Here is a 17,577-nt window from a genome sequence, read left to right on the forward strand (position 1 = left end):
ACCATATTCTAAATTGCTTTTCCAGATCCTTTCAATTTACTTTCTCTACATCTATTTATATGTAGCACATTACTAAAGAGTTCACTGAATTCATAAACCGCAATGGGGTGTAAAACTCTTCTTCGGTCGCACAAAAACTTACCAGTTTCTGTGTCGCTTTTCTAACATGGCAACAATTGCATTTAACTGATCTGATGAAGGCAACGCCATAATTGTTTTATTTTCCTCTTTCCTCGCTAGATGTTGAGGGGCATAGGTTGGAATAGGAACTTTATCAAGCTGTACCATAGCAAAAGATGTAGGTTGTACCGTCTTGGACAGAGCTACTTCTGTTGAAGGAGATGCACTTTTCTCTGCTTTGACTCCCTTACTTTCTAAACCTTCATCGATAAAGCTTGGCGCATAACCAGAACGCTCCTGAGCAAAGGCATAAGCAACATCATAAGGACGATTATCCGTAGGAATTTGAAGTGATCCATCACGGGATCGTTTTTCATAAAAAGCATTCCCCCCTGCAATATGAACATAGTGCATGTTTTTATAAGGAAAAGACAAACCAGCGGTATGAAAAAACTTAGCGTGTTTAACCTTCTTATCTCGTTCACCCTGTAAAACTGCATCAGCAGCTTCTCTTACACGAGCAACAGACGCTTTCTCCGTCATAGGACGCGTTAAAACACCAGGCGCAAATTGCTTATATTGACCAACAACACCACAAATCGTCTTAGGATAAGCGCTTGAATTAACACGATTCATAACAACCGTCCCAACGGCAATCATCCCTTCACGGCTCGAACGATTTGACTCAAAATACATCGCACGCATAAGGCATTGGCGCTCTGTCAATGGATACGTAACTGTTTTTGTTTTCTTATTATTTACTTTTTCAGCATCTAAATGATTTACAGCACACCCCACAACAACTAACGGTGCTACGCAACAGGTAACAAAAACATTCCAACGATTTTTTTTCATCTTAGGCAACGCATTCCTATAATCTTTGAGCTATTCAAATTTTGAAATGAGCTTTAAATGTATCTCTCAATAAAGTATACAGCTAATTGTTACCAATCAGTAAAATTTTAATACAAATGGTAATCAAAAACTATCTATGCAAAATAAAAAATAAAATACTCTTAATTTATAGATCAATATTGTCGCTCCTCATGGAACAATATAAGCCTCTAACAACCCACACATTTCAATCACAATAAAATAATATGATCACTCATTCTACATACGAAAAAAGACTGGGATATTAAAACTCTTTGCATCAATATTGAAAAAATAATACAGATACCCCCTTATAATATAAATCTTAACAAAATGATCAGAAAGAAGATCCCCCTCCGGCATAATTCAAGTGATGGTATCATCCAATATATAAAAATGTCAAATTAAGAGTTAATAATCTGCCATGTTAGCCTAAAAAACTCTTTGGTGCTTCTGTATGCTTTTTCATCATATGGTTACTATATCCTTATTGATGTTCTTTCTAAAGCTTCTGTATTGTAAGAAAATACTCAATGTATCTACAAGCAACTTTTAATCTCTTTTCTTCTCACCTACGCCAACTTTATAGGTAAGGTCATCACGAGGACGATCAGAAGACATATGATACCCCGTTATGATATAATGCAACATTTCAGCAATATTGGTAACATGATCACCAATTCGTTCAATATTCTTTAAACAAAATAACAAGTGCGTACAAACCGTAATATTGCGCATATCTTCCATCATATATGTCAAAAGTTCACGAAAAAGAGAAGTATACAAAGCATCAATCTTCTCATCACGCTCACGCACAGCGTCAATACGCTCTAATCGGCGACTCGTATATGCATCTAAGACTTCTTTTAATTGATTGAGCGCTAAAGCTGTAATTGTTTCAAGCCCATGATAAAAAGAGGCAGACTGACGTATTTCTGAAAGGGCAACAGTCCTCTTAGCGATGTTTTTGGCCATATCCCCAATCCGCTCAAGATCAGAAGAAATACGAATGACTCCTATAATTTCACGCAAATCTACACCCATCGGTTGACGCTTGCAAATAATAGCAACCGCTTTTTCATCAATATCACGTTCTGCTTCATCTAAAAATACATCATCGGCAATCACTGCCGTTGCAAGTTGAAGATCACTACAGACAACTGATGCAACAGAACATTCAATCATTCTTTCCGCATGGCGCCCCATTTCTGTAATCCTTGCTTTTAGATATTTTAGTTCTGCATCATAAGAACGAACAGTATGGTTCATAGACATATCTTATACTCCTCAATTCACCTATCCAAAACGCCCCGTAATATAATCTTGCGTCCGTTGTTCTTTTGGTGAAGTGAAGATCATTTCAGTTGCACCAACTTCGACTAAATGCCCTAAATGAAACATAGCCGTATATTGAGAAACACGTGCCGCCTGTTGCATAGAATGTGTTACAATAACAATTGTATAATTTTGCCGTAACGCATCGATAAGCTCTTCAATCCGAGCCGTCGCAATGGGATCAAGAGCTGAACAAGGCTCATCCATCAAAATAACTTCGGGACTAACCGCAATGGCACGCGCAATACACAAACGCTGTTGTTGCCCTCCCGATAAACTTGTTCCAAGATCATGAAGACGATCTTTTACTTCTTCAAACAAACCCGCCTGTCTCAAACTCTTTTCAACCACATCATGCAATTCAGAACGCGTTTTCACCAAACCATGAATGCGCGGACCGTAGGCAACATTTTCAAATATAGATTTTGGAAAAGGACTAGGCTTTTGAAAAACCATTCCAACACGAGCCCGTAATTCTACAACATCAATTCTCTGGTCATAAATATTCTCCCCATCCAAAGTGATAAGACCCGTTATTTTTGCCCCTTCAATCGTGTCATTCATACGGTTGAAACAACGCAAAAAAGTCGATTTTCCACATCCTGATGGACCAATCAAAGCAGTGACTTGATGTTCAGGAATATCAAGGGTAATACCATGAAGTGCTTCCTTGTCTCCATAAGAAACCTTCACATCTTGACCACGCATTTTAATCTTCATGACAAAACTCACCTTACAAAAATCTCATCGAAGTTGTTATTTTATTTAAATTACTGGCGGCGTTCAAATCGTCGACGTAAAAAAAACGCAGAAATATTCATGATCGCAAGAAAAATCATTAAGACAATAATAGCTCCTGATGTCTTTTCAACAAAAGCGCGCTCTGCTTCACCCGCCCACATAAAAATTTGAACAGGCAAAGCTGTTGCTGGATCCATGGGAGTTGTAGGAGTATTAACAACAAAAGCAACCATTCCAATCAAAAGCAAGGGTGCTGTTTCACCTAAAGCCTGAGCGACTCCAATAATCGTACCAGTCAAAATACCAGGCGCCGCTAAAGGAACAACATGATGAAAAATCATTTGTGTTTTTGATGCCCCCAACCCTAAAGCTGCAGCACGAATAGAGAGAGGAACAGCACGCAAAGCAGAACGTGTTGCAATAATGATCGTGGGAAGAGTCATGAGCGCTAAAACAAGACCACCAACAAAAGAGGCTGAACGTGGTAATCCTAAAAAATTAACAAAAACTGCAAGTCCTAAAAGACCAAAGACAATCGAAGGAACAGCGGCAAGGTTATTGATATTTACTTCAATAAAATCTGTAAATTTATTTTTGCGTGCATATTCTTCTAAATAAAGAGCCGTTGCTATGCCTATCGGCAGCGAAACCAATAAAACGATGCCGATCATATAAAGAGAACCAATGATCGCAACAGCTAATCCCGCAGTCTCAGGGCGGCTTGAAGCACCAAATGTAAAAAAACCAATATTAAATGTTTTATAAAGCGTACCATCATGCGCTAAACGCTTTATCCATTCTACTTGTCGATTAGAAACTTTGCGATTTTTTTCTGCTACATGCAGATCAATCTGCCCCTTATAAGCAGAATCAATATCTGCGGCTGCCAAAACTCTGATTTTTTGCATTGTGCCAATCAGTTTTGGATTTTTTGTCACCATTTCACGCAGTTGAACACGCACACCACTTGAAAACATACGGTTAATGTCCCTCAGAGAGGTGTGATCATTTTGATTGACTTTAAGTTTTTTTGCTAAAGCATTGCGTACAAGAAGCGGATAATTCGCTGTTATGAGAACTTGTGGTTTTGTTTGACGTTGACCACTTGGATCAATAATCTTTTCATCCAAATAAATCAATAATGTCATTTCACTTTGAAAAAAAGCTGTATAGCCTTGACGCATGATCGACCATAAAAGCGCAAATAAAAAAAACAAACCAATAAAAATAGCAATCAAACCATAGGCACGAAAACGACGTTCAGCCCTATACCGACGCTTAAGGCTAATATTGCGACGAGGAAAAAAATCTTCTTTATTCATATTGTTCCCGATATTTACGCACAATATAAAGAGCTAGAATATTCATCAAGAGTGTCATCACAAAGAGTGTCATTCCCAAAGCAAAAGCCACCAAAGTTTGTGGAGAATTAAACTCAAAATCACCGGTCAATTGATTAACAATCTTAACCGTCATGGTGGTCATTGCTTCGAAAGGATTGAGTGTTAAGTTTGCTGCAACGCCTGCCGCCAAAACCACAATCATTGTTTCCCCAATTGCACGCGATGCCGTCAACAAAATAGCCCCCATAATCCCTGGAAGTGCTGCGGGTATAACGACTTTTTTAATTGTTTCAGATTGCGTTGCACCTAAACCATAAGAACCTTCACGTAAAATGCGTGGAACAGCCGTAATAATATCATCCGACAAAGAAGAAACAAAAGGAATCAACATAATTCCCATCACAATGCCAGCAGTCAAAACACTTTGTGCCATAATAAAACCACCCCCACCTGAGAGAGAAACAGACAGATCTCGTAAAAATGGTCCAACAACCTTTAAAGCAAAAAAACCATAAACAATGGTTGGAATGCCAGCAAGAACTTCTAATAATGGTTTTACAATTGCTCGCAATCGCGCAGAAGCATACTCGGCCATATAAAGAGCTGAAAATAGGCCTATAGGTACAGCAAAAAGCATGGCAACAAAGGCAATATAAAGTGTACCAGCAAGGAGCGGTATTAAACCAAATTGTCCAGCTTCATCGCCTGCACCACTCACGGAAAAACGCGGATCCCAAACCGTTCCTAAAAAGAAATTTGAAAAGGATACAGACTGAAAAAAGCTTACTGTCTGAAAGAACAGAGACAATGCAATGGCTATTGTCGTCAAGACTGCAACGATAGAAGCACAAGCCAAGCCAATGATAATTAAAGATTCAACCTTATTGCGCGCACGCTGATGAGGCGCAATTTGTATTATTCCACAGATAAAACCAAAGGAGGCAATAGCAAAAAGGAAACCACGACCAATAAATTGAAGCTTTTCAGAAGAAAGCATCCATGACCGCGCTATTTTGAACACATCATCCAATACTTCATGAGGCAACATCAATCCTGTTGCAAGTAATTGTGTCTGCACTTCCTTATAAGAAGCAGTGGATAGATCCCCTTCAAAGCGATGCATCATTTTGACGAGATTTCGAAGAATCTCCCAAAGTAGATCATGATTGACAGACTCTGTTATATGCGTACTATACGCCCCAAACTCTCGAGAGGCATTATATTCTAAATAAATTGTACTCCCAGCATCCCACAAAATTAAAAAAATAAAAGCTGGAATAACAGTGATCAAAAAAGTCCACCAGCCGTAATAATAGGCACGAGAATGCATTTTATGTTGTTTATATTCAAGAGTACGTGCTCGCATATAAGAAATACAAAAGCCACAAAATCCAAAAAGAAATAACAAAAAAACAATGAAGGAAATGCGCATTTTATCTTTCAGTTTTTATAAAAAATAGCACCGAAAACTCTTATCTCTGGAACGGCGATAAATTATTTCAACATCATGACTCGACCAGCAGAAAAAGTAGAACGCTGTGCTTGACGTTCCTGTTCAGGAGCAACAATCAAACCATATTCAGCCAAAGGGCTATCTGGACCAATCATTTGTTCAGAAAGGAAAAAATCAACATACTCTCGCAAACCTGGAACAATATCTAAATGTGCTTTCTTAATATAGAAAAAAAGTGGACGAGAAACTGGATATTGTCCACTAGAAATTGTCTCAACTGTTGGCGCAAAACCATTAATATCGGCAACCTTTAACCTATCAGCATTATTTTGATAAAAAGACAAACCAAAAATGCCAATCCCTGTTTTATTCGATGTTAGACGCGCAAATGTTTCAGAATAATCACCATCAATATCAACCGCTTTTCCATCCTTACGGACCGCAATACAAGCAGCGTGTATTTCCTTATCACCCATCCCCAACGCCTTCATCACCTCAACTGCACCACTCTCTTTACAGCCCACAGCAAGTAATTTTTCCTCAAAAACTTCGCGTGTTCCATGCTTCTCTCCAGGAATATAGGCTGCTATCGTCCAATCAGGAAGGGCGCTATTGACTGCACTCCATTTTAAAACATGATTGGGCCGCAACTTCCCGTCTATAATAACGCGAGCTGCAAGGGCTTTATAAACATCTATCGGTTGTAATTTCCAATCAGGACCTTTAATATCTGTTGCAAAAACAATGCCATCATACCCAATGCGTATTTGCTCAATATCTTTCACACCAGCCTCAAAACAAGACTGCAATTCACTCGATTTCATTGCCCGCGAAGCATTCACAATATCAACGGTGTTCTCCCCAATACCACGGCAAAATTCCTTAATTCCCGCTCCTGTTCCACCCGATTCGATAACAGGAACCTTAAAATGGGGATAAATTTCTCCAAAGGTCTCAGCAACAATCTTTTGATAAGGTAAAACTGTAGATGAACCAGTAATCTGTATTTGATCACGCGCATTGCCTATATTTGCTGACAGCAGTAACACAAAAACCAATCCCACTCCAATTGATAAGACTCTGCTCATCTATAAACTCCCTAAAAATCGAGGATAAAGCCTCTTAATTTATATCATACGCTCATTTTAGTTCACATTTGCAACATAACAAAATAAAAAACAACATGGATCATTTTTTTAACAAAAACTATGATTGAACCCCGTATAAATTAATTTGAACGTTTAAACTCAACAATATCCCAAAACAGATGTGCAATATCTGTACCGCAGAAGCGTTTAATTTCACGAATTCCCGTAGGAGACGTTACATTGATTTCTGTTATATAATCTCCAATCACATCAATCCCCACAAACAGAAGACCACGTTTCTTTAAGGCTGGACCAATGCGTTCACAAATTTCATAATCACGTTTTGTTAATTCAACATTTTCCGCACGACCTCCAACATGCATGTTAGAACGCACATCTGTTTTTGTCGGAATTCGATTAATGGCTCCAACAGGTGTGCCATCAAGCAAAATAATCCGTTTATCTCCTTTTCGTACTGCCTCTAAATAACTCTGAACAATAAAAGGTTCGCGATAAATGTCTGCAAACATTTCCAACAACGATGCTAAATTGCGATCATCTTGTTTTAAATAAAAAACACCAGCGCCCCCATTCCCATAAAGTGGTTTCACAATAATATCGCCAAATGTCTCTCTAAAAGCAGTTATTTCTTCAATATCTTTGGTAATTAACGTTTCAGGCATCAAATCAGAAAATTCTGTCACAAAAATTTTCTCTGGACTGTTGCGTACCCATGCCGGATCATTCACAACAAGTGTTTTTGGATGAATACGTTCTAATAAATGTGTCGTGGTGATATAATTGAGATCAAAAGGCGGATCTTGGCGCAAAAGAACCACATCCATATCTCTTAATTCCGCACGAACAGGCTTTCCTAATTGATAGTGCTTTCCCTCTTCCTCATAGAGAATCAATGACTCTAAGCGTGCAATCACACAACCATTGCACAGAGATAAACGATCTGGAGTATAATGGAAAAGAGAGTGTCCACGTTCTTGCGCTGCTAAAGCGAGAGCAAATGTCGTATCTCCTTGAATCCGAACGGTTGAAATATGATCCATCTGAATAGCAATTTTCATCAATAAATCCTCCCTATCCTAAAAGCAGACTGGTCTATGCACTATAAACTTAGTAAACAATAAAATAATGATGACAAGAGAAATTTCATGACACAAGAAACAGATACAAAATTCAATAACGAAGAAATCGAACGCTATGCACGTCACATCATTTTGCCTGAGATTGGTGGTGCGGGACAACAAAAGCTCAAACAAGCGCGTGTTCTTGTTGTGGGTGCTGGTGGTCTTGGAGCACCTGTCTTAACTTATTTGGCTGCCGCAGGTGTTGGAACCCTTGGAATTGTCGATGATGACACCGTTTCACTTTCCAATTTACAGCGCCAAATTATTCATAAGACAAAGGCAATCAACCAAAGCAAAACAGACAGTGCTGAAACCACTATAAAAGCCATAAATCCCCATGTTATGGTCGAAAAACACACCCTACGCTTAGATGAAAGGAATGTGGATAAACTGCTCAATGCCTACCACATCATTGTTGATGGAAGTGATAATTTTACCACACGCTATCTTCTTGCTGATCACACGGCTCAATGCAAAAAGCCTTTAATAAGTGGCGCTGTAGAACGTTTTAATGGCTCATTAACCGTCCTTATGCCGTATAAAGACAATAACCCTCACTATCGCGATTTATTCCCCACCCCTCCTGCTCCCGACACGATCCCAACATGTGCTGAAGCTGGAATCATCGGTGCTTTACCCGGCGTTATTGGAACCCTACAAGCAATGGAAGCCATTAAAATAATCACAAACATCGGAGACCCACTCGTAGGAAAAGTTCTCCTCTATAATGGCTTATTAGCGCAATTTCATGTTATTACCTATAAACGATCAAATTCCAGAGAAAATACCATTGCTCTTAAAAAGCCCAGAAAAACATGATGTTATCCCTACTCATTTTTAAGATTCTCGCGATATGCCTTGAACAAGCATTTGTCTCTGTCCATAAGAAAAACACAGGGGAATTGATGTGTATAAAAGGATTAAGGATAAACTTCATGGAGAGCTTTTATCACATAATAATTATTATTTGCATTTAAAAACAGAAAGCTGTCGCTCATAAATGGATAATCCTTCAGTGATAATTTCACAGACAAGTATATGTGGAAAAAGTGAAGCAAATCGATCTCGAAACCCAATCTGCAGATGACAGCGTAAAGAGTGCATTTTCTTAAAAGATCTCTTTAAAACAAGCGGGGAAATATGCAACGTGAAGTGTCTTCTGTTTTACGTGAGAGGCGTTTCCCCTATCAAAACACCAATAAGAGCTCTTGCAATAAAACCTTGAAACTAAAATCATAAACAAAAAAACTAATCATCCTTATTTCTAAAATGAGCCTCTATAGTATAAGTTAATTTGGCTCATTTGCTTTATCATTATCCATTGGTATGGTAACAGGATGATCGGATAAACTGCGTAAATAAAGCAAAAGATCAGCACGATCTTGGTCATCTTTAATTCCACGGAAAGACATAGTAGTCCCAGGGAATGCTTTACGTGGAGAATGCAGATAACGATCTAACGTTACGAAATCCCATTTTTGATCAGAATGTGCGCGCAACGCCCGTGAATAGGCAAAACCTGCTGCTGAGGCCAAAGGACGATTGACAATTTCCCAAAGAACTGGACCAACACGCCCTGCTTGGTTGCGTCCAGAAGTGTGGCATATGGCACATTGGCGAAAAATTTTACGCCCATTTTCAAAATTGCCTTGTTGAAGGCGGCTATTGAGTGATATGGTGACATGAGATTCTTTTTGTTTTTCTTTGAATGTATCATTCTTGGTAGCTGTGTGCTGATATTGGCCTGATGGAGAATGATCGTAAATGATATCGCTCAGTGTGGAAATCCCCACAACAATAACTAGCACACATAAACACGCACAAATAAAATAGATAACTTTCGAGCGATTCATAAAAACTCAAATGTTCATGGTTTCATTACCGTTTTTAGTATAAGCTTTTTCTTTGTAACACACAACATCATAAATGCATCACAGACGACATTTGGAACCTTGTAATGGCTCTTGAACCGATTATTCTTATTCCTGCCCGTATAGGCTCAACCCGCCTTCCCAAAAAAGCTCTCGCTGAAATCGGTGGAAAGCCGATGATTGTTCATGTCGCAGAACAAGCCAAAAAAGCAGCAATAGGGCGTATAATCGTTGCAACAGATCACAATGATATTGCCAAAGTCGTTGCAGAGTATGGACATGAATATCTCATAACACGAAGTGATCATAAATCTGGATCTGATCGTATTTATGAAGCTTTAATGCGTATTGATCCTGAGCAACGCTACAATGCTATTTTAAATATACAAGGTGACCTCCCAACGATCATGCCACATGAAATCATCAGTGCACTACACCCTTTAGAAAATAACTTTACTGATATCGCAACCTTGGGGGCTCCAATCATTGAGGAAGATGAAAAAAGAGATCCCAATGTTGTCAAAATCATTGGAACACCGCTTTCTCAAAATCGCCTTCGTGCTCTTTATTTCACTCGTGCTACAGCTCCTTATGGAGAGGGGCCTCTTTATCATCATATTGGAATATACGCTTATCGTCGTGAAGCACTTGAGAAATTTGTATCATTCAAACCCTCTACACTCGAGATGCGTGAAAAACTTGAACAATTACGGGCTTTAGAGCATAATATGCGTATCGATGTGGAAATAGTCGATACGATTCCTTTAGGTGTAGACACACAACGTGATCTCGATAGAGTACGTAAGATTTTAGCATGAAAACACTCAAAAAAACCAATAAAATCTCTTTCCAAGGGGAATATGGTGCTAATTCCCATATTGCTTGCTCCAATATGTTCCCCAATATGAATGCTGTGCCCTCTGCTACTTTTGAAGACGCTCTTAATTTGGTGGAGAACGGGAAAGCTGATCTTGCTATGATCCCTATTGAAAATACTCTTGCTGGACGTGTTGCAGATATTCATCATCTTTTACCACAATCATCACTTTATATTATTGATGAGTATTTTTTACCTATCCATTTTCAACTCATGGTTTTGCCCGGCGTTACCCATAACGAAATTAAAACCGTCCACAGTCATACACATGCCCTTGCACAATGTCGAAAAATCATACGAAACAACGGTTGGAAACCTGTTGTTTCTGCTGACACCGCTGGAGCTGCGAAATTTATTAAAAAAAGTGCTCAACGTTCACAAGCAGCCTTAGCCCCTCTGATCGCAGCAGAACTCTACGGGCTTGATATCCTTGAAAGAGATGTTGAAGATAACGCTCATAATATTACGCGTTTTGTTATCCTTTCACGATCCAAACGACATGTGCCCAAACCTACAAATGGCGAAAAAATTATCACCAGTCTTCTTTTTCGAGTGCGCAATGTCCCCGCTGCTCTCTATAAGGCTATGGGAGGATTTGCAACAAATGGTATCAATATGACAAAATTAGAAAGCTATCAAATTGGTGGAAACTTCAATGCAACACAATTCTTTGTTGACCTTGAAGGACATCCTGAAGATCCAATGATGAAACTTGCCTTAGAAGAGTTGTCTTTCTTTTCCGCCGAATTGCGTATTATCGGTACTTATCCAGCACAAAACGATCGAACATCGCATATATAAAAGCAACGAAACCATCGTCATTTTTCACTGATACCGAAGGACATCCTAAAAATCCTATAATGCAATGTGTTTTGGAAAAACTCGTTTTTTTATGCTAAACGCACTTCATTATAAAGCTAACACAGAAAAAGAGTAATAACATCCGATAACGGAATATATAAATTGCTTCGATAATGGTTTTGATAAATTACATTATAATAAACAGTAGTTCAACACGTACCAAAGACCTCTGTGAAAAAAAACAATCACCAAAAATGAAAGTACTTGTACCATCCATTTTTCTTCATATAAAAAAGATTTTGAAGAAAATATATTATTTCCTCTAGCCGTTTATCCCAATAAAGATAACGAACTTCTAAATTAGCTCATAAAAACAATTTAACTTATCATTAGAATATATTAAGATAACAGCTGTTTAAATCTCTTGAATTTAGATAATTTTCAACATGCTTTTTATAAAGCTAGGAAATGTTGTTTAACCCTATTTTTTTTGAATTACGTTTGAGTTTTCTCATTTATAAAAATTGATATATGATTCATTTTGTTAAAAAAGGAGAAGATAATGCAAAAAATCTTCACACAAGGATTATTAACTGCAAATATTCTCGCCTACTCTAGTGTTGCGTTTGCTGGATTTGGCGAAAGAGAATGGGATTTTGCGCCAAATGAAACTGTTACAATTGGTGCACCCGATAAAATACAGCAAGGTGCTGAATATGGGTGCGAAGCATTTAAACCCGAAAAAGTATCCTTTACTTTATCATACTCATCTCCTTCTGACGTCAACAAACTACACATTGCTGCAGATAATGAAAAGAAAATAACACATGATAAAGAACATAAGATCTTTACGATCAAAGATGTAAAATCCCTCGATATAGGTTTCCCTGGATCTGGATATTATACTTTTAAAAATATTACTAAAGAAAGGGTTATTGGTCTAGATTGTGATGCAGGGGATTTTTAATAATATTTTCAAAAATATCTTAGCGTTTCGTAGATGTATAAAAAGACTTAAAGTAAGCTTTTTTCGAAATCGGGCATTGTAAATCATTAACGCTCGGTTTTTGAGAAATTGAGCTTTGTGCTTATGGAATAAAAACTGTATCATAAAATTAAACCGTCAAGAAAAACAAATTTCAAAAAGACTGAAGATTGAATAACTTTTGTAAATTGTGAAATTGTTTATTATATTTTCATTATCAGAATAACTGGTTTATATGAGACTATTGTATCTGCCTACGCCATTGAAGCCTCTCAAAATTGCTACACGCTATATCGTATATAAACAGAAAAATAAAAAGGCTTTGTTTATGGCAAATCAGTGGAGGAGTTATTGCTGAAAATTTAAATCTCCATTACTTTTTGTTGCCTATAATATAAGAATGAAGCTCAAAGGAAAAATTCTTATGTTTGTGTTATATTTTTTGTTTCTGAGCTTGATTTTTCATTCCAAATGGACAATATGAACTTGGGAGGTTGGTGGTGGACGAACTACTCGCCAACTGGGTCAGGTCTGGAAAGAAGCAGCCCCAACGAGTTCTGGTACGGGTCATCGTGCCAGCCTCCTATTTTGCTGAAGGGATTATTTTTATGCTATATTTTAGCAAGGTATTTAATCTTCAGAGCAGCATTTGTATGCAGCATGTAAAGGGATTTGGTTATTTTTAAGAAAATGATCCCATAAAAAATACATTGATTGAGAAAAAATCCTTTTATATGAGAGTACAGTATTGACCTATGCTTTGTGTATGATCAAAATGTACGCATAAAGAACTTCAAAGTTGGAAACATTCATGGAAAATGTACCGGCAGAAACAGCCTATCGTGTTCTTGCTCGTAAATATCGACCTCAAAACTTTTCTGACCTCATTGGTCAAGAAGCTATGGTGCGTACTCTCACCAATGCCTTTGAAAAAGGTCGTATTGCGCAAGCGTGGATGTTAACAGGGATTCGTGGTGTAGGTAAAACTACAACAGCACGTATTTTGGCACGTGCACTCAATTATAAAACAAAAGATATTGATCAACCAACAACGGTCTTGGACTCTCTTGGTGAACATTGCACACAAATTATCGAAGGGCGCCATATTGACGTTATAGAAATGGATGCCGCTTCTCATACCGGCATTGACGATATTCGTGAAATTATTGAACAAATACGCTATCGTCCTGTTTCTGCGCGCTATAAGGTTTATATTATTGATGAAGTCCATATGCTCTCAACGCAAGCCTTTAATGGTTTGTTGAAAACGCTTGAAGAACCACCATCCCATGTAAAATTTATTTTTGCCACAACAGAAATTCGCAAAGTTCCCATTACAATTCTCTCACGTTGCCAACGTTTTGATTTGCGACGAATTGAATCAAAAGCTTTGAGTGTGCATTTGCGCAAAATTGCGAAATATGAAAAGGTCGAAGTAGAAGATCAAGCACTCTCTATGATTGTTCGTGCTGCAGAAGGCTCTGCACGTGATGCATTATCCATTTTTGATCAAGCGATTGCCCATAGCAATGGCAATGTTAATGCCGCTGCCGTGCGTACAATGTTAGGATTAGCGGATCAAGCACGTATTATTGATCTCTTTGAATTTATCATGAAGGGCGATGTTGTCCATGCTTTACATGAATTACGTAGTCAATATGATGCAGGTGCTGATCCTCTGACGATATTAACAGAATTAGCCGATTTTAATCATCTGGTCACACGTTTACGTTTCACACCAGAAATAATGGAAGATTTCTCACTAACTGAAGAACAACGTTTAAGAAGCTTAAACTTTTCAAAAAAACTTTCCGTTCCTGTTCTATCCCGAAACTGGCAAATGTTACTCAAAGGCTTACAAGAAGTTAATCAAACTGCACGCCCACTGCAAGCAACAGAAATGCTTTTAATTCGTCTTGCACACACAGCTGATCTCCCCACTCTTGATGAAGCCTTAAAAAAACTTACGCAGGAAAAAACACCTCTCACGTTTGTTTCGAACTCTTCTCATCAAGAATCGATAAATGCAAATAATACAACAAAAGAAACAACAGCTGATGTCCATGCTTCCTCAAGCGTTTCACATACATTACCAAATCAGACAGATTTTAAAACATCCTTGCAAGACCAATTAGACCACTCCTTAAAACTAGAAAATTTCGTTAAAAATCAAATACCGGACAACGCCAACGCCCAAGAAGTAACAGAAACTCTTGAAACTTCTCAATCGACTAAACTTTCTGAAAAGAGTGCAAATGTATCGCAGTCTGTCACGCAACCAACAGAAGAGATTACTGAACCTAAAACTCTCGTGATTAATTCTTTACACGATATTGTTAAATTAGCCGAACAGCATAATGATGTACCTTTCAAACTCCTTATTAAAGAATTTGTTCATCCTGTTTCTTTTGAAACTGGGCATATTACTTTAAGACTTTCTGAAAATACCCCACAATTTCTTGCTCATGATATCGAAAAAAAAATCTCTCAATGGGCCAAAAAACGCTATGTAATAACTTTTGTTAATAAAGGAGGCGGTCCAACCTTACAGGAAGAAAGTGTTGCGATTCAAAAGACTCTTTTTTCCAATGCAGAGACAGATCCGGATATCGCAAAAATCCTCAACCATTTTCCAGAAGCAAAAATTGTCGATATACGACTTAATCGAGAAGAAAATGATCTTGATTTACCCCCCGATACCTTTAAAAATACTGATCTCTTTGAAAATGAAAACGATAGCAATGATGAATAAGGATACCTATTCCTATGCGTGAAATGATGAGCATGATGAAAAAAGCCAAAGAAATGCAAGAGAAAATGCAAAAAATTCAGGAGGAAATAGCTAATCTGCAAGCTACCGGGACAGCAGGAGGTGATCTCGTCAGGATCACTTTAAATGGCAAAAATATTATAACAGCCATTCAAATTGATCCTTCATTACTCAAACCTGAGGAAACTGAGATTCTTGAAGATCTCATTATGGCGGCTTATAATGAAGCAAGAACAAAAATTGACAACGCACTAGAAGAAAAAACCAAAAGTATGACAGCAGGGCTACCGCTCCCGTCAGGCTTCAAACTTCCATTTTAATAAAACGGTTTTTTCCCCACGGGACAAAATATATGTCTAAATACATTGCAGGCCCGGAGATTGAGCGTCTCATTCAGATTTTAGCACGGTTGCCAGGTCTTGGACCACGCTCAGCGCGTCGTGCTGCGCTTCATCTTATTAAAAAAAAGGAAACTTTGCTGGAGCCTTTAGGGGCAGCAATACAAACAGCGATAGAAAAAGTCGGCATTTGTTCTGTTTGTGGCAATGTCGATACTATTGATCCTTGTTCAATTTGTACAGATCCGCGACGTGATGATACAACGATCATTGTTGTTGAGGATATTGCTGATCTGTGGGCTCTTGAACGTGCAAAAACTCTCGCCGCACGTTATCATGTATTGGGTGGACGCCTCTCCCCTTTAGATGGAATAGGTCCTGACGAACTCAACATTGCTACCTTAATACAACGTGTTGTACAAAACCCAATCACAGAGATTATTCTTGCTGTTAATGCGACTGTCGAAGGACAAACAACCGCTCACTACATCACCGATCAACTTTCCAATTTTTCAGTTAAAATTACGCGACTTGCTCATGGTGTTCCTGTAGGAGGCGAGCTTGATTATCTTGATGATGGAACTTTAGCAGCGGCTGTACAAGCAAGAACAAATCTTTAAAACTTTTTACTTTGAACCTTTAGCTCTTTAATGATGGGGGAATATTCAAATGCTAAAGAAGAATCTCTCACTTTTAAACAACTTTGGTCCTGGTATTTTAGTATGTTTACTCATATCAGCTTTGGCGTATGGTTTAGAAGTCGTAGAAAAACAGCTTTTTGGGCAAGCATGGCTTGAAAGTCTTGTTTTAGCAATTCTCTTAGGGTCTGTTACCCGTAGTTGTTTTACGATACCAACCTATTTTCAAAAAGGTATTAATTTTTGTGCCAAAACACTTCTTGAAGTTGCTATTGTCCTTCTAGGAGCAAGCATTCGTATTCATGCCGTTCTTTCCACTGGTTGGAATTTACTTGCAAGCATTGTATTCTTTATATTTGTAACCATTCTTTTCAGCTTTATCATCGGGCGAATTTTCGGACTTTCTAAACATTTGGCAATGCTCGTTGCGTGCGGAAATGCTATTTGTGGAAACTCAGCCATTGTTGCCGTTGCCCCTATCATTAAAGCAAAACATGAAGAAATTGCTGCATCAATCGCTTTTACAGCTCTTTTGGGGATCCTTATTATTTTATGTCTCCCTTTTGCACATCCACTTCTGAATTTATCCTTTAACCAATATGGTGTGCTTGCCGGGATGGTTGTTTATGCTGTACCACAAGTTTTGGCAACTACCGCATCTGTCTCTTTTGCCAGTGTTCAAATTGCAACCGTTGTTAAATTGGTACGCGTTCTCATGTTAGGCCCTCTTATTTTTGCCCTGTCACTCATCTATCGTCGATCAGAACAAATACACTTTCGTTGGCATACTCTTGTTCCATGGTTTATTATTGGGTTTATGATGATGTTGTTGGTCCGTTCGAGTAATCTTATCCCCGAAACAGCTCTTAATCCGATCAAATTTATTGCTCAATTGTTCACGATTATTTCAATGGTCGCATTAGGATTAGGTGTTGATATTCGCTCATTAAAAAAAGCAGGATGGCGCATTATTTTAGCTTCGACTTGCTCTATAATTATTCTCGGTATTTGTAGCCTTATCATGATACAATTGAATGATTTAAATCATATAACATTCTAAAATATTCTTATTTTTTTTCAACAGAACATGTGATAAACTCAGACAATTGCCAACATTATTAAAACAGCTCTTTCATTTAAATAATCCTTTCTTAAATGATTTTATCTATACACTAACTCTGCTTATGATATGTAAGAGAATG

At 38.0% G+C, this 17,577-nt stretch carries 16 protein-coding genes and 1 other RNA gene; 9 read left to right on the forward strand and 8 right to left on the reverse strand.

Annotated features, from left to right (window positions below):
• Window positions 1-138 precede the first annotated feature (138 nt).
• From NNJ85_RS02725 to gshB, 7 genes are all read right to left on the reverse strand, one after another.
• Complete coding sequence (locus NNJ85_RS02725) at window positions 139-975, reverse strand: cell wall hydrolase (RefSeq protein ID WP_254473355.1); 837 nt, start codon at window positions 973-975, stop codon at window positions 139-141.
• Between the two features lie 570 nt (window positions 976-1,545).
• Window positions 1,546-2,268 (reverse strand): phosphate signaling complex protein PhoU, encoded by a 723-nt coding sequence (phoU, locus tag NNJ85_RS02730; RefSeq protein WP_254473357.1) that lies wholly within the window; start codon window positions 2,266-2,268, stop codon window positions 1,546-1,548.
• A gap of 21 nt (window positions 2,269-2,289) precedes the next feature.
• Window positions 2,290-3,048 (reverse strand): phosphate ABC transporter ATP-binding protein PstB, encoded by a 759-nt coding sequence (gene pstB, locus NNJ85_RS02735; RefSeq protein ID WP_139412809.1) that lies wholly within the window; start codon window positions 3,046-3,048, stop codon window positions 2,290-2,292.
• A 50-nt stretch (window positions 3,049-3,098) separates the two neighbouring features.
• A complete protein-coding gene (pstA, locus tag NNJ85_RS02740) occupies window positions 3,099-4,391 on the reverse strand; it encodes a phosphate ABC transporter permease PstA (protein ID WP_254473358.1) in 1,293 nt (430 codons plus the stop codon).
• Window positions 4,384-5,844 (reverse strand): phosphate ABC transporter permease subunit PstC, encoded by a 1,461-nt coding sequence (pstC, locus tag NNJ85_RS02745; protein ID WP_254473360.1) that lies wholly within the window; start codon window positions 5,842-5,844, stop codon window positions 4,384-4,386. The genes pstA and pstC overlap by 8 nt, the downstream gene beginning before the upstream one ends.
• A gap of 62 nt (window positions 5,845-5,906) precedes the next feature.
• Window positions 5,907-6,953 carry a PstS family phosphate ABC transporter substrate-binding protein gene (locus NNJ85_RS02750; RefSeq protein ID WP_254473362.1) on the reverse strand — a complete coding sequence of 349 codons (1,047 nt, stop codon included), beginning with the start codon at window positions 6,951-6,953 and terminating at the stop codon, window positions 5,907-5,909.
• Window positions 6,954-7,093: 140 nt separating this feature from the next.
• Window positions 7,094-8,032 (reverse strand): glutathione synthase, encoded by a 939-nt coding sequence (gene gshB, locus NNJ85_RS02755; RefSeq protein ID WP_254473364.1) that lies wholly within the window; start codon window positions 8,030-8,032, stop codon window positions 7,094-7,096.
• 87 nt (window positions 8,033-8,119) lie between these two features.
• On the opposite strand from gshB, the gene NNJ85_RS02760 reads away from it, so the two are divergent.
• Window positions 8,120-8,914 carry a molybdopterin-synthase adenylyltransferase MoeB gene (locus NNJ85_RS02760; protein ID WP_254473366.1) on the forward strand — a complete coding sequence of 265 codons (795 nt, stop codon included), beginning with the start codon at window positions 8,120-8,122 and terminating at the stop codon, window positions 8,912-8,914.
• Window positions 8,915-9,384: 470 nt separating this feature from the next.
• Here the strand turns inward: NNJ85_RS02760 and NNJ85_RS02765 are convergent, their stop codons facing one another.
• Window positions 9,385-9,948: a cytochrome c family protein gene (locus NNJ85_RS02765; protein WP_254473368.1), complete on the reverse strand. Its 564-nt coding sequence runs from the start codon at window positions 9,946-9,948 to the stop codon at window positions 9,385-9,387.
• 104 nt (window positions 9,949-10,052) lie between these two features.
• On the opposite strand from NNJ85_RS02765, the gene NNJ85_RS02770 reads away from it, so the two are divergent.
• The 8 genes from NNJ85_RS02770 to NNJ85_RS02805 all read left to right on the forward strand — a co-directional run bounded on the left by NNJ85_RS02770 (window position 10,053) and on the right by NNJ85_RS02805 (window position 17,435).
• Window positions 10,053-10,784 (forward strand): 3-deoxy-manno-octulosonate cytidylyltransferase, encoded by a 732-nt coding sequence (locus tag NNJ85_RS02770; RefSeq protein ID WP_254473370.1) that lies wholly within the window; start codon window positions 10,053-10,055, stop codon window positions 10,782-10,784.
• Window positions 10,781-11,644 carry a prephenate dehydratase gene (locus NNJ85_RS02775; protein WP_254473372.1) on the forward strand — a complete coding sequence of 288 codons (864 nt, stop codon included), beginning with the start codon at window positions 10,781-10,783 and terminating at the stop codon, window positions 11,642-11,644. Before NNJ85_RS02770 ends, NNJ85_RS02775 begins: the two co-directional genes overlap by 4 nt.
• A 562-nt stretch (window positions 11,645-12,206) precedes the next feature.
• Window positions 12,207-12,611 (forward strand): hypothetical protein, encoded by a 405-nt coding sequence (locus NNJ85_RS02780; protein WP_254473374.1) that lies wholly within the window; start codon window positions 12,207-12,209, stop codon window positions 12,609-12,611.
• A 507-nt stretch (window positions 12,612-13,118) separates the two neighbouring features.
• Window positions 13,119-13,216, forward strand: an RNA gene (gene ffs, locus NNJ85_RS02785) — signal recognition particle sRNA small type.
• A 224-nt stretch (window positions 13,217-13,440) separates the two neighbouring features.
• Entirely contained in the window at window positions 13,441-15,381 is a 1,941-nt protein-coding gene (locus NNJ85_RS02790) for a DNA polymerase III subunit gamma/tau (RefSeq protein ID WP_254473375.1), read from the forward strand.
• A gap of 14 nt (window positions 15,382-15,395) precedes the next feature.
• On the forward strand, window positions 15,396-15,719 hold the full coding sequence (locus tag NNJ85_RS02795) for a YbaB/EbfC family nucleoid-associated protein (protein WP_254473376.1): 324 nt from the start codon (window positions 15,396-15,398) through the stop codon (window positions 15,717-15,719).
• A 32-nt stretch (window positions 15,720-15,751) separates the two neighbouring features.
• Window positions 15,752-16,357, forward strand: coding sequence for a recombination mediator RecR (gene recR, locus NNJ85_RS02800; RefSeq protein WP_005774121.1), 606 nt, complete (start codon window positions 15,752-15,754; stop codon window positions 16,355-16,357).
• A 49-nt stretch (window positions 16,358-16,406) separates the two neighbouring features.
• Window positions 16,407-17,435, forward strand: a complete 1,029-nt coding sequence (locus tag NNJ85_RS02805; RefSeq protein WP_254473377.1) for a YeiH family protein — start codon at window positions 16,407-16,409, stop codon at window positions 17,433-17,435.
• The last annotated feature ends 142 nt before the right edge of the window (window positions 17,436-17,577 follow it).

Source organism: Bartonella sp. B1098, from assembly GCF_944896145.1.
Taxonomy (GTDB): Bacteria; Pseudomonadota; Alphaproteobacteria; order Rhizobiales; family Rhizobiaceae; genus Bartonella.

Coding starts and splice junctions, on each gene's coding strand:
- NNJ85_RS02725 (WP_254473355.1), bottom strand. CDS start 975: ATGAAAAAAAATCGTTGGAATGTTTTTGTTACCTGTTGCGTAGCACCG.
- phoU (WP_254473357.1), bottom strand. CDS start 2,268: ATGTCTATGAACCATACTGTTCGTTCTTATGATGCAGAACTAAAATAT.
- pstB (WP_139412809.1), bottom strand. CDS start 3,048: ATGAAGATTAAAATGCGTGGTCAAGATGTGAAGGTTTCTTATGGAGAC.
- pstA (WP_254473358.1), bottom strand. CDS start 4,391: ATGAATAAAGAAGATTTTTTTCCTCGTCGCAATATTAGCCTTAAGCGT.
- pstC (WP_254473360.1), bottom strand. CDS start 5,844: ATGCGCATTTCCTTCATTGTTTTTTTGTTATTTCTTTTTGGATTTTGT.
- NNJ85_RS02750 (WP_254473362.1), bottom strand. CDS start 6,953: ATGAGCAGAGTCTTATCAATTGGAGTGGGATTGGTTTTTGTGTTACTG.
- gshB (WP_254473364.1), bottom strand. CDS start 8,032: ATGAAAATTGCTATTCAGATGGATCATATTTCAACCGTTCGGATTCAA.
- NNJ85_RS02760 (WP_254473366.1), top strand. CDS start 8,120: ATGACACAAGAAACAGATACAAAATTCAATAACGAAGAAATCGAACGC.
- NNJ85_RS02765 (WP_254473368.1), bottom strand. CDS start 9,948: ATGAATCGCTCGAAAGTTATCTATTTTATTTGTGCGTGTTTATGTGTG.
- NNJ85_RS02770 (WP_254473370.1), top strand. CDS start 10,053: ATGGCTCTTGAACCGATTATTCTTATTCCTGCCCGTATAGGCTCAACC.
- NNJ85_RS02775 (WP_254473372.1), top strand. CDS start 10,781: ATGAAAACACTCAAAAAAACCAATAAAATCTCTTTCCAAGGGGAATAT.
- NNJ85_RS02780 (WP_254473374.1), top strand. CDS start 12,207: ATGCAAAAAATCTTCACACAAGGATTATTAACTGCAAATATTCTCGCC.
- NNJ85_RS02790 (WP_254473375.1), top strand. CDS start 13,441: ATGGAAAATGTACCGGCAGAAACAGCCTATCGTGTTCTTGCTCGTAAA.
- NNJ85_RS02795 (WP_254473376.1), top strand. CDS start 15,396: ATGCGTGAAATGATGAGCATGATGAAAAAAGCCAAAGAAATGCAAGAG.
- recR (WP_005774121.1), top strand. CDS start 15,752: ATGTCTAAATACATTGCAGGCCCGGAGATTGAGCGTCTCATTCAGATT.
- NNJ85_RS02805 (WP_254473377.1), top strand. CDS start 16,407: ATGCTAAAGAAGAATCTCTCACTTTTAAACAACTTTGGTCCTGGTATT.